General features: G+C 55.8%; 6 protein-coding genes, 1 tRNA gene and 3 rRNA genes. 6 read left to right on the top strand and 4 right to left on the bottom strand.

The annotated features are described in order from the left end of the window. Position 1: 1 nt before the first annotated feature. Complete coding sequence (gene zraP / locus AC3EMD_RS26080; protein WP_302073847.1) at positions 2-439, bottom strand: zinc resistance sensor/chaperone ZraP; 438 nt, start codon at positions 437-439, stop codon at positions 2-4. A gap of 259 nt (positions 440-698) precedes the next feature. Between zraP and zraS the strand changes: the two genes are divergently transcribed. Continuing rightward, positions 699-2,093, top strand: coding sequence for a two-component system sensor histidine kinase ZraS (gene zraS, locus AC3EMD_RS26075; protein WP_302073846.1), 1,395 nt, complete (start codon positions 699-701; stop codon positions 2,091-2,093). Then, positions 2,080-3,411 (top strand): sigma-54-dependent response regulator transcription factor ZraR, encoded by a 1,332-nt coding sequence (gene zraR, locus AC3EMD_RS26070; protein WP_302073845.1) that lies wholly within the window; start codon positions 2,080-2,082, stop codon positions 3,409-3,411. The genes zraS and zraR overlap by 14 nt, the downstream gene beginning before the upstream one ends. On the opposite strand, the gene purD is transcribed toward zraR, so the two are convergent. Further along, positions 3,401-4,696, bottom strand: a complete 1,296-nt coding sequence (gene purD, locus AC3EMD_RS26065) for a phosphoribosylamine--glycine ligase (RefSeq protein ID WP_177334882.1) — start codon at positions 4,694-4,696, stop codon at positions 3,401-3,403. The two genes, zraR and purD, sit on opposite strands and share 11 nt — an antisense overlap. A gap of 15 nt (positions 4,697-4,711) precedes the next feature. Next, positions 4,712-6,301, bottom strand: coding sequence for a bifunctional phosphoribosylaminoimidazolecarboxamide formyltransferase/IMP cyclohydrolase (gene purH / locus AC3EMD_RS26060; RefSeq protein ID WP_016160095.1), 1,590 nt, complete (start codon positions 6,299-6,301; stop codon positions 4,712-4,714). Between the two features lie 627 nt (positions 6,302-6,928). Here purH and AC3EMD_RS26055 point away from each other — a divergent pair. The 4 genes from AC3EMD_RS26055 to rrf all read left to right on the top strand — a co-directional run bounded on the left by AC3EMD_RS26055 (position 6,929) and on the right by rrf (position 11,934). Continuing rightward, a 16S ribosomal RNA gene (locus AC3EMD_RS26055) occupies positions 6,929-8,468 on the top strand. Positions 8,469-8,553: 85 nt separating this feature from the next. Further along, positions 8,554-8,629, top strand: a tRNA-Glu gene (locus AC3EMD_RS26050). A 190-nt stretch (positions 8,630-8,819) separates the two neighbouring features. Further along, a 23S ribosomal RNA gene (locus AC3EMD_RS26045) occupies positions 8,820-11,723 on the top strand. 95 nt (positions 11,724-11,818) lie between these two features. Beyond that, a 5S ribosomal RNA gene (gene rrf, locus AC3EMD_RS26040) occupies positions 11,819-11,934 on the top strand. The 16S, 23S and 5S rRNA genes sit together here with 1 tRNA gene alongside, the layout of an rRNA operon. Before the next feature lie 239 nt (positions 11,935-12,173). On the opposite strand, the gene AC3EMD_RS26035 is transcribed toward rrf, so the two are convergent. After that, positions 12,174-12,629, bottom strand: a complete 456-nt coding sequence (locus AC3EMD_RS26035) for an acetyltransferase (protein ID WP_008807332.1) — start codon at positions 12,627-12,629, stop codon at positions 12,174-12,176. Positions 12,630-12,752: the final 123 nt, after the last annotated feature.

The following is a 12,752-nucleotide window of genomic DNA, read 5'->3' as shown; positions in this document are numbered from 1 at the left end:
ATTACCAGTGGTTCATGCCCCTATGACCACCGCCGTTACCGCGGCAGCCGTTGTATCCCATTCCTGCGCCACGGGGAACGCCCGCCTCAGCCAGGGCGACATCAAACTTCACCCGCTGCTGATCCAGCTTCTGGCGTAAGCCTTCCATCTCCTGAGCGACAGCTTCAATCTTTCCACTGTCCGGCTTTTGCGCCGTGAGCAGCGCATTGTACTCATAGCGTTTGGACTGCAGCTGCTGGCGCAGGGCGCTGGTTTGCGCAGCGTAATCGTTATGCAGCTTTTGCTCGGTAGCCTGCTGCTCCTGGGTCAGCTGGCTGTAACCCTGATTGCCCATCCCGGTGTTATTGCCCCAATGATGGTTGGCCCAGGCCGCGTTGCTGCCAAAGGTCAGTACGGCAAGGGTGACGAGGGTGAGAGGTAAGTTACGGTTCCGTTTCATGGCATTATCTCCTGTGTGGTTTCTCTCGTTATTGCATCTTCCATGCCAGCCTGAAAAAGCCCGCCCGTACGGGCCTGCCGGAGGAGCCGATGGGGAAGGTGAGTAAAAATGACCCGTTCCTGGCGGGTCAGGTGGGTCATTTTTACTCGCTAAACCGCAGGCGATATGTTTGAGAACAGGATTGACGGCGTGGGAAAATGGCATGATTTCTGCTGAAGGATCCTGCAGAAAGCGAAAAAGAGATGACAAGGACTCACCGATGAAGATCAAACCTTTCTCCCGGCACGCCACTGCGGACGCCCTGAGCTGGTTGCTGACCGGCACAATGGTGCTGTTGGTCATGCTGTTCTCCGTAATGATCGTCCGCGACTATGGTCGTGAGACGACCGCCGCCCGACAAACCATTGAGGAGAAGGGGAGCGTGCTGATCCGCGCGCTGGAGTCTGGCACGCGCGTCGGGATGGGGATGCGTATGCATCATGCGCAGCTGCAGGCCCTGCTGGAAGAGATGGCCTGGCAGCCTGGAGTGCTGTGGTTCGCGGTGACCGATGAAAACGGTAAAATCATCGCCCATAGCGATCCGCAACAGGTGGATAACGCGCTGTACAGTCCGGCGCAGATGCGCGAACTCCACGTGAGCGAACAGGCCCGCTGGCGCCGGCTTAGCGAACCGCAGCCGGCGCTGGAGATCTATCGCCAGTTCCGCCCGCTCAATCCTTCTCGCGGCCATCATATGGGGATGATGAATCGCGGCAACAGCGCGCTGGCTCAGCCCACTGTCCCGCAGGTGATTTTTATCGCCTTTGATAGCCGCGAGCTGGATGCGGCGCAGGCCCGCGGCCAGCGTAACATGATGATCATGCTGGGTGCCGCGGCGCTGGTCATCGCGGCGACGATCCTCGCTCAGTTCTGGTTCCGCCGCTATCGTCGCTCACGCCAGCAGCTGCTGGAGGCGATGGCCCGCAAAGAAAAGCTGGTGGCGCTTGGCCATCTGGCGGCGGGTGTCGCGCATGAGATCCGCAATCCGCTCTCTTCGATTAAAGGGCTGGCGAAGTATTTTGCCGAACGCACTCCCCCAGGCGGCGAAGCGCAGCAATTAGCCCAGGTGATGGCGAAAGAAGCCGACCGCCTGAACCGGGTGGTCAGCGAGCTGCTGGAGCTGGTCCGGCCCGCGCATTTAAATTACCAGCCGGTGGATATCAACGCGCTTATCCGGCACTCATTGCAGCTGGTAAGCCAGGATGCGCAGAGTCGCGGGATCGCACTGCAATTTACTCCGCGTCCTGAATTAACCTCGATTAAAGCCGACCCCGACCGTCTGAACCAGGTGCTGTTGAATCTGTATCTGAACGCGATGCAGGCGATTGGCCGCGACGGCGTCATTCGCGTATCGGCAAGCGAAGCCGATCGTCAGCGGGTGAAAATCGTCGTCACGGATAGCGGTAAGGGGATGAGCGATGAAGAGCTGCAGGCCATCTTCACACCGTATTTCACCACCAAGGCGGACGGCACCGGACTGGGGCTGGCGGTGGTACAGAATATTATCGAACAACATGGCGGGACAATCCGCGCCGAAAGCCAGCCGGGGGCCGGAGCGATATTTACGCTTTGGCTACCGGTGGATGCTCAACGGAGGGAAGATGAGCAGCGATAAAGTACAGATTCTGGTTGTCGATGATGACGTCAGCCACTGCACGATCCTGCAGGCGCTGCTACGCGGCTGGGGCTATCAGGTGGCATTAGCTCACAACGGCCTGCAGGCGCTGGAGCAGATCCATCACCAGGTCTTCGACCTGGTGCTGTGCGATATCCGTATGGCGGAGCTGGACGGTATCGCGACGTTAAAAGAGATAAAAGCCTATAACCCGGCGATACCGGTGCTGATCATGACGGCGTTTTCCAGCGTCGGTACGGCGGTGGAGGCCATTAAGTCCGGGGCGCTGGATTATCTGGTCAAACCGCTGGATTTTGACACCCTGCAGCAGACGCTGGTTCAGGCGCTGGCGCACACGCAACAGAGCGAGAGCGATCCCAGCGTTGCGACGGATTCACGGTGGGGCATGATTGGTGATAGCCCGGCGATGCGGGCGCTTATCAACAATATTATGTTGGTGGCGCCCTCAGATGCGACGGTGCTGATCTGCGGCGAATCGGGAACGGGTAAAGAACTGGTGGCGCGCGCCATCCACGCCTGCAGCGAGCGCCGCGAGAAGCCGCTGGTGACGCTAAACTGCGCGGCGCTGAATGAGTCGCTGCTGGAGTCCGAGCTGTTCGGTCATGAAAAAGGGGCGTTTACCGGGGCGGATCGGCGGCGGGAAGGGCGTTTTGTCGAGGCGGATGGCGGCACGCTGTTCCTTGATGAAATTGGTGATATCTCACCGCTGATGCAGGTGCGTCTGCTGCGGGCGATTCAGGAACGCGAGGTGCAGCGCGTTGGCAGTAACCAGACGCTTGCCGTTGATGTGCGGCTGATTGCCGCTACCCATCGTAATCTGGCGGAGGAGGTGAGCGCCGGGCGCTTTCGCCTGGATCTCTATTATCGCCTGAACGTCGTGACCATTGATATGCCGCCGCTGCGTCAGCGCCGGGAAGACATTCCTCTACTGGCGCAACACTTTCTTAAGCGCTATGCCGAACGCAATCGCAAAACGGTGCAGGGGTTTACGCCGCAGGCGATGGATCTGCTGATCCACTACCCCTGGCCGGGTAATATCCGTGAACTGGAAAACACGGTGGAGCGGGCGGTGGTGCTGCTGACCGGAAACTATATCTCCGAACGAGAACTGCCGCTGGCGATAGCGGGCACGCCGTTGCCGTCGGGTGGTAGCGAGAACGCGCTGATTCAGCCGTTAGTGGAAGTTGAAAAAGAAGTCATTCTTTCGGCGCTGGAAAAAACGGGCGGCAACAAAACTGAAGCCGCCCGTCAGTTAGGCATTACGCGGAAAACGCTGCTGGCAAAACTTAGCCGTTAGCTTTTTCACGTTCGATGGCGCGCCAGCCGATATCGTTACGGCTAAAGCTGCCGTCCCAGTGAATATCGGTCAGCAGTTGATAGGCGCGCTGCTGCGCCTGCGCCACGGTTTCACCCAGCGCGGTCACGCACAGCACGCGCCCGCCGTTGGTGACGACGCGCTGGTCGTCTGCCAGTTTGGTGCCGGCATGGAAGACTTTACCATCTGCCGCTTCCTGCTGCGGCAGGCCGAAGATCTCATCACCCGTGTTGTAATTGCCCGGATAGCCGCCGGCGGCAACCACCACACCCAGCGACGCGCGGTCATCCCACTCGGAGGTTTTCTCGTCCAGTTTGCCCGCGCAGGCGGCGAGGCACAGATCTACCAGGTCGGACTTCATGCGCAGCATGATCGGCTGGGTTTCCGGATCGCCAAAGCGGCAGTTGAACTCAATTACCTTCGGGTTACCCTGTTTGTCGATCATCAGACCGGCATACAGAAAACCAGTATAGGTATTGCCTTCAGCGGCCATGCCTTTCACGGTTGGCCAGATAATCCGCTCCATGGTGCGCTGATGGACTTCATCAGTCACGACCGGCGCCGGAGAATAAGCGCCCATCCCACCGGTGTTCGGGCCGGTATCGCCGTTGCCGACGCGCTTGTGATCCTGGCTGGTGGCCATCGGCAGGACGTGCTCGCCGTCGACCATGACAATAAAGCTGGCTTCTTCGCCATCGAGGAACTCTTCAATCACGATGCGGTGGCCAGCATCGCCAAAGGCGTTGCCGGCCAGCATATCTTTGACCGCCGCCTCAGCTTCCTCAAGGGTCATCGCCACGATAACGCCTTTACCCGCTGCCAGACCGTCGGCTTTGATGACGATCGGCGCGCCTTTCTCCCGCAGATAAGCCAGCGCAGGCTCGACCTCGGTGAAGTTCTGGTATTCCGCCGTCGGGATATGATGACGAGCGAGGAAATCTTTGGTGAAGGCTTTTGAGCCTTCCAGCTGCGCGGCGCCTTCGGTTGGCCCGAAGATGGTCAGCCCTGCGGCACGGAATGCGTCCACTACGCCAATGACCAGCGGCGCTTCCGGGCCCACGATGGTCAGATCGATGTTCTCATCCTGCGCGAAGCGAAGCAGCGCCGGAATATCGGTAACGCCGATGGCGACGTTTTGCAGCGACGGCTCCAGGGCGGTACCTGCGTTGCCCGGCGCGACGTAGACGGTATCAATCAGCGGCGACTGGGCCGCTTTCCAGGCCAGCGCGTGTTCGCGCCCGCCGTTGCCGATTACTAATACTTTCATCTGTAGCTCCGTGAATTAATGGCGGAAGTGGCGCATGTCGGTGAAGATCATGGCGATACCATGTTCGTCAGCGGCAGCAATCACTTCGTCGTCGCGGATAGAGCCGCCCGGCTGGATCACACAGGTGATGCCCACTGCGGCTGCGGCATCAATGCCGTCGCGGAACGGGAAGAAGGCGTCAGAGGCCATGGCGGAACCTTTCACTTCCAGACCTTCGTCACCGGCTTTAATCCCGGCAATTTTCGCTGAGTAGACGCGGCTCATCTGACCGGCGCCTATCCCGATGGTCATATTGTCTTTGGCATAGACGATGGCGTTGGATTTGACGAATTTCGCTACTTTCCAGCAGAACAGCGCATCGCGCAGTTCCTGCTCGCTTGGCTGACGTTTGCTGACTACGCGCAGTTCGCCCGCGGTGACCATGCCGAGATCGCGGTCCTGAACCAGCAGGCCGCCATTGACACGTTTGAAATCGAGGCCGGCAACGCGAGTATCCCACTGGCCACAGACCAGTACGCGGACGTTCTGTTTCGCGGCGGTGATCTTCAGCGCTTCTTCGCTGGCGGACGGCGCGATGATCACTTCGACGAACTGGCGAGAGATGATCGCCTGCGCGGTTTCTGCATCCAGCTCGCGGTTAAAGGCGATGATGCCGCCGAACGCGGAGGTTGGGTCGGTTTTGTATGCGCGATCGTAGGCGTCGAGAATCGAGTCGCTGACGGCAACGCCGCATGGGTTAGCGTGCTTGACGATCACGCAGGCTGGCTCATTGAACTCTTTCACGCACTCCAGCGCCGCATCGGTATCGGCAATGTTGTTATAGGAGAGCGCTTTACCCTGCAGCTGGGTAGCGGTTGCCACGGAAGCTTCTTTGACATTCTCTTCTATATAGAAGGCAGCCTGCTGGTGACTGTTTTCGCCGTAGCGCATATCCTGCTTCTTAATGAAGTTCAGATTCAGGGTGCGCGGGAAGCGGCCAGCGGCTTCTTTGCTTTCGCCGTGATAGGCCGGAACCATGCTGCCGAAGTAGTTAGCGATCATGCTGTCGTAAGCTGCGGTGTGTTCGAAGGCTTTAATGGCGAGATCGAAGCGGGTGTTCAGCGTCAGGGAGCCTTCGTTGGCGTCCATCTCATTAATGATGGCGTCATAGTCGCTGCTCTTCACTACGATAGCGACGTCTTTATGGTTCTTCGCTGCGGAGCGCACCATAGTCGGGCCGCCGATATCAATGTTTTCCACCGCGTCTTCCAGCGAGCAGCCTTCACGAGCGACGGTCTGGGCAAACGGGTAAAGGTTAACGACCACCATATCGATAGGCGCAATACCGTGCTGCTGCATGATACCGTCATCCTGACCGCGACGACCGAGGATGCCGCCGTGTACTTTCGGATGCAGGGTCTTCACGCGTCCATCCATCATTTCCGGGAAACCGGTGTAGTCAGAGACTTCGGTAACCGGCAGGCCTTTATCTGCCAGCAGGCGGGCGGTGCCGCCGGTGGACAGCAGCTCGACACCACGAGCGGAAAGCGCCTGCGCGAATTCGACGATACCGGCCTTGTCAGAAACACTGAGCAGAGCGCGGCGGACTGGACGACGTTGTTGCATGGTATTAAATCCCCAGGATTTGAACATTACAGAGAGCGTTAGGTGAGTTTTTGCCTAAAAACTCACCTAACGCACCCAACCGGGCATCCGTGTCATAGCGCGGCATTGTAACGAAAACGTTTGCGCAACGCTCGCGAATTTTTATCTTTCTCTTTCAGGCACCGTTTCTTCTTTATATAGAAGCTGACCCACCGGGCTTTTGTCGCCCTTTCATCGCGCTTCTGTGGATAATTCTGTGTGTAAAAGGGTATAAAGCGGGGTTTTGCTGGGGAATGCAGCAGTCAGTCATTTTTCTGCCATTTTTCTATTGCAGGCGCTCGAGAACTCCCTATAATGCGCCTCCATCGACACGGCGGATGTGAATCACTTCACACAAACAGCCAGTTCGGTTGAAGAGAAAAATCCTGAAATTCAGGGTTGACTCTGAAAGAGGAAAGCGTAATATACGCCACCTCGCGACAGAGCGCTAAAGCGCGTCGCAACTGCTCTTTAACAATTTATCAGACAATCTGTGTGGGCACTCAAAGTGACATGGATTCTTAACGTCCTCGGACGAAAAATGAATACCAAGTCTCTGAGTGAACATACGTAATTCATTACGAAGTTTAATTCACGAGCATCAAACTTAAATTGAAGAGTTTGATCATGGCTCAGATTGAACGCTGGCGGCAGGCCTAACACATGCAAGTCGAGCGGTAGCACAGAGAGCTTGCTCTCGGGTGACGAGCGGCGGACGGGTGAGTAATGTCTGGGAAACTGCCTGATGGAGGGGGATAACTACTGGAAACGGTAGCTAATACCGCATAACGTCGCAAGACCAAAGTGGGGGACCTTCGGGCCTCATGCCATCAGATGTGCCCAGATGGGATTAGCTGGTAGGTGGGGTAACGGCTCACCTAGGCGACGATCCCTAGCTGGTCTGAGAGGATGACCAGCCACACTGGAACTGAGACACGGTCCAGACTCCTACGGGAGGCAGCAGTGGGGAATATTGCACAATGGGCGCAAGCCTGATGCAGCCATGCCGCGTGTGTGAAGAAGGCCTTCGGGTTGTAAAGCACTTTCAGCGGGGAGGAAGGCGGTGAGGTTAATAACCTCATCGATTGACGTTACCCGCAGAAGAAGCACCGGCTAACTCCGTGCCAGCAGCCGCGGTAATACGGAGGGTGCAAGCGTTAATCGGAATTACTGGGCGTAAAGCGCACGCAGGCGGTCTGTCAAGTCGGATGTGAAATCCCCGGGCTCAACCTGGGAACTGCATTCGAAACTGGCAGGCTAGAGTCTTGTAGAGGGGGGTAGAATTCCAGGTGTAGCGGTGAAATGCGTAGAGATCTGGAGGAATACCGGTGGCGAAGGCGGCCCCCTGGACAAAGACTGACGCTCAGGTGCGAAAGCGTGGGGAGCAAACAGGATTAGATACCCTGGTAGTCCACGCTGTAAACGATGTCGATTTGGAGGTTGTGCCCTTGAGGCGTGGCTTCCGGAGCTAACGCGTTAAATCGACCGCCTGGGGAGTACGGCCGCAAGGTTAAAACTCAAATGAATTGACGGGGGCCCGCACAAGCGGTGGAGCATGTGGTTTAATTCGATGCAACGCGAAGAACCTTACCTGGTCTTGACATCCACAGAACTTTCCAGAGATGGATTGGTGCCTTCGGGAACTGTGAGACAGGTGCTGCATGGCTGTCGTCAGCTCGTGTTGTGAAATGTTGGGTTAAGTCCCGCAACGAGCGCAACCCTTATCCTTTGTTGCCAGCGGTTAGGCCGGGAACTCAAAGGAGACTGCCAGTGATAAACTGGAGGAAGGTGGGGATGACGTCAAGTCATCATGGCCCTTACGACCAGGGCTACACACGTGCTACAATGGCATATACAAAGAGAAGCGACCTCGCGAGAGCAAGCGGACCTCATAAAGTATGTCGTAGTCCGGATTGGAGTCTGCAACTCGACTCCATGAAGTCGGAATCGCTAGTAATCGTAGATCAGAATGCTACGGTGAATACGTTCCCGGGCCTTGTACACACCGCCCGTCACACCATGGGAGTGGGTTGCAAAAGAAGTAGGTAGCTTAACCTTCGGGAGGGCGCTTACCACTTTGTGATTCATGACTGGGGTGAAGTCGTAACAAGGTAACCGTAGGGGAACCTGCGGTTGGATCACCTCCTTACCTTAAAGAACCTGCCTTTGTAGTGCTCACACAGATTGTCTGATGAAAGTAAAGAAGCAAGGCGTCTTGCGATTGAGACTTCAGTGTCCCCTTCGTCTAGAGGCCCAGGACACCGCCCTTTCACGGCGGTAACAGGGGTTCGAATCCCCTAGGGGACGCCACTTGCTGGTTCGTGAGTGAAAGACGCGTGCCGATATATCTCAAAACTCATCTTCGGGTGACGTTTGAGATATTTGCTCTTTAAAAATCTGGATCAAGCTGAAAATTGAAACGACACACTGTTTAAGTGTGTTCGAGTCTCTCAAATTTTCGCGACACGATGGTGTTTTACGAAACATCTTCGGGTTGTGAGGTTAAGCGACTAAGCGTACACGGTGGATGCCCTGGCAGTCAGAGGCGATGAAGGACGTGCTAATCTGCGAAAAGCGTCGGTAAGGTGATATGAACCGTTACAGCCGGCGATGTCCGAATGGGGAAACCCAGTGTGATTCGTCACACTATCGTTAACTGAATACATAGGTTAACGAGGCGAACCGGGGGAACTGAAACATCTAAGTACCCCGAGGAAAAGAAATCAACCGAGATTCCCCCAGTAGCGGCGAGCGAACGGGGAGCAGCCCAGAGTCTGAATCAGCTTGTGTGTTAGTGGAACGGTCTGGAAAGTCCGACGGTACAGGGTGATAGTCCCGTACACCAAAATGCACAGGCTGTGAACTCGAAGAGTAGGGCGGGACACGTGGTATCCTGTCTGAATATGGGGGGACCATCCTCCAAGGCTAAATACTCCTGACTGACCGATAGTGAACCAGTACCGTGAGGGAAAGGCGAAAAGAACCCCGGCGAGGGGAGTGAAAAAGAACCTGAAACCGTGTACGTACAAGCAGTGGGAGCACCTTCGGGTGTGACTGCGTACCTTTTGTATAATGGGTCAGCGACTTATATTCTGTAGCAAGGTTAACCGTATAGGGGAGCCGCAGGGAAACCGAGTCTTAACTGGGCGTTAAGTTGCAGGGTATAGACCCGAAACCCGGTGATCTAGCCATGGGCAGGTTGAAGGTTGGGTAACACTAACTGGAGGACCGAACCGACTAATGTTGAAAAATTAGCGGATGACTTGTGGCTGGGGGTGAAAGGCCAATCAAACCGGGAGATAGCTGGTTCTCCCCGAAAGCTATTTAGGTAGCGCCTCGTGAATTCATCTTCGGGGGTAGAGCACTGTTTCGGCTAGGGGGTCATCCCGACTTACCAACCCGATGCAAACTACGAATACCGAAGAATGTTATCACGGGAGACACACGGCGGGTGCTAACGTCCGTCGTGAAGAGGGAAACAACCCAGACCGCCAGCTAAGGTCCCAAAGTCATGGTTAAGTGGGAAACGATGTGGGAAGGCACAGACAGCCAGGATGTTGGCTTAGAAGCAGCCATCATTTAAAGAAAGCGTAATAGCTCACTGGTCGAGTCGGCCTGCGCGGAAGATGTAACGGGGCTAAACCATGCACCGAAGCTGCGGCAGCGACACTATGTGTTGTTGGGTAGGGGAGCGTTCTGTAAGCCTGCGAAGGTGGCCTGTGAGGGTTGCTGGAGGTATCAGAAGTGCGAATGCTGACATAAGTAACGATAAAGCGGGTGAAAAGCCCGCTCGCCGGAAGACCAAGGGTTCCTGTCCAACGTTAATCGGGGCAGGGTGAGTCGACCCCTAAGGCGAGGCCGAAAGGCGTAGTCGATGGGAAACAGGTTAATATTCCTGTACTTGGTGTTACTGCGAAGGGGGGACGGAGAAGGCTATGTTAGCCGGGCGACGGTTGTCCCGGTTTAAGCATGTAGGCGGAGGTTCCAGGTAAATCCGGTACCTTTTAACGCTGAGGTGTGATGACGAGGCACTACGGTGCTGAAGTAACAAATGCCCTGCTTCCAGGAAAAGCCTCTAAGCATCAGGTAACATTAAATCGTACCCCAAACCGACACAGGTGGTCAGGTAGAGAATACCAAGGCGCTTGAGAGAACTCGGGTGAAGGAACTAGGCAAAATGGTGCCGTAACTTCGGGAGAAGGCACGCTGGTGTGTAGGTGAAGTCCCTGCGGATGGAGCTGAGACCAGTCGAAGATACCAGCTGGCTGCAACTGTTTATTAAAAACACAGCACTGTGCAAACACGAAAGTGGACGTATACGGTGTGACGCCTGCCCGGTGCCGGAAGGTTAATTGATGGGGTTATCCGTAAGGAGAAGCTCTTGATCGAAGCCCCGGTAAACGGCGGCCGTAACTATAACGGTCCTAAGGTAGCGAAATTCCTTGTCGGGTAAGTTCCGACCTGCACGAATGGCGTAATGATGGCCAGGCTGTCTCCACCCGAGACTCAGTGAAATTGAACTCGCTGTGAAGATGCAGTGTACCCGCGGCAAGACGGAAAGACCCCGTGAACCTTTACTATAGCTTGACACTGAACATTGAGCCTTGATGTGTAGGATAGGTGGGAGGCTTTGAAGCGTGGACGCCAGTCTGCGTGGAGCCAACCTTGAAATACCACCCTTTAATGTTTGATGTTCTAACGTAGGCCCCTGACCGGGGTTGCGGACAGTGTCTGGTGGGTAGTTTGACTGGGGCGGTCTCCTCCCAAAGAGTAACGGAGGAGCACGAAGGTTAGCTAATCCTGGTCGGACATCAGGAGGTTAGTGCAATGGCATAAGCTAGCTTGACTGCGAGCGTGACGGCGCGAGCAGGTGCGAAAGCAGGTCATAGTGATCCGGTGGTTCTGAATGGAAGGGCCATCGCTCAACGGATAAAAGGTACTCCGGGGATAACAGGCTGATACCGCCCAAGAGTTCATATCGACGGCGGTGTTTGGCACCTCGATGTCGGCTCATCACATCCTGGGGCTGAAGTAGGTCCCAAGGGTATGGCTGTTCGCCATTTAAAGTGGTACGCGAGCTGGGTTTAGAACGTCGTGAGACAGTTCGGTCCCTATCTGCCGTGGGCGCTGGAGAATTGAGGGGGGCTGCTCCTAGTACGAGAGGACCGGAGTGGACGCATCACTGGTGTTCGGGTTGTCATGCCAATGGCACTGCCCGGTAGCTAAATGCGGAAGAGATAAGTGCTGAAAGCATCTAAGCACGAAACTTGCCCCGAGATGAGTTCTCCCTGAGACTATAAGTCTCCTGAAGGAACGTTGAAGACGACGACGTTGATAGGCCGGGTGTGTAAGCGCAGCGATGCGTTGAGCTAACCGGTACTAATGAACCGTGAGGCTTAACCTTACAACGCCGAAGCTGTTTTGGCGGATTTGAGACGATTTTCAGCTCTGATACAGATTACTCGATGCGTCCGTGAGACGTGTTGAAAACAGAATTTGCCTGGCGGCGATAGCGCGGTGGTCCCACCTGACCCCATGCCGAACTCAGAAGTGAAACGCCGTAGCGCCGATGGTAGTGTGGGGTCTCCCCATGTGAGAGTAGGGAACTGCCAGGCATCAAACAAAGCAGAAAGCTCAGTCGAAAGACTGAGCTTTTTGTTTTTGCGTTTTAACAAGAACCCCGTCCCGAAAGGTGCGGGGTTTTTTGCTGTGTGGGGTATATCTCCCCGGTGGCGCTGCGCTTACCGGGGCTACGGATTCGCACCCGCCCTGCACGACCTGTAGCCCGGACAAGGTGCGCAGCACCGCCTCCGGGGAGGTCCCTGTCTAAGGGTCAGCAGTTGCGACGTCAATCTTAGTCTGCTTCAGCCTGCTGCTCATGTATCAAATTCAATAACGGATACGGTTGCCCCAGATCGTCCGTCTCAGAACGCCCTGTCACGTTAAAACCCATCCTCTGATAAAACCCGACCGCTTGTTCATTCTGCTCATTCACATTCGTCGTCAGCTTTGGCGTTAACGACAGGGCATGCTCAATCAGCAATTTCCCCACGCCGCAGCCGCGGACATCCGGATCGACGAACAGCGCATCCATATGCTCTCCGGTAAGCAGCATAAAGGCGATCGGCTGGTCCTGGGTGTTAGCCGCCACCCACAGCGGAGCCTCCGGTAAAAATGCGCGTACCATCTCCTCCAGCTCCTTTCGATACGCTTTTGACAGAAAATCGTGCGTGGCGTCGACCGACCGACACCATATCGCAATCAGTTTATCCCCTTCATCTGGCCGGGAACGGCGGATGCTAATAACCATATTTTCTCCTTTTCTTCATTCTTATATTCTAACTCAATGCGCGCCGTGAAATTTTCTCACCGTGAACATGCAGACTCGACATTCACCCGATTCCTGGTTATCTTCAGCTATCTGGATGTCTAA

Source organism: Klebsiella sp. PK18, assembly GCF_057784655.1.
This window is presented reverse-complemented; position numbering and strand designations above follow the sequence as displayed.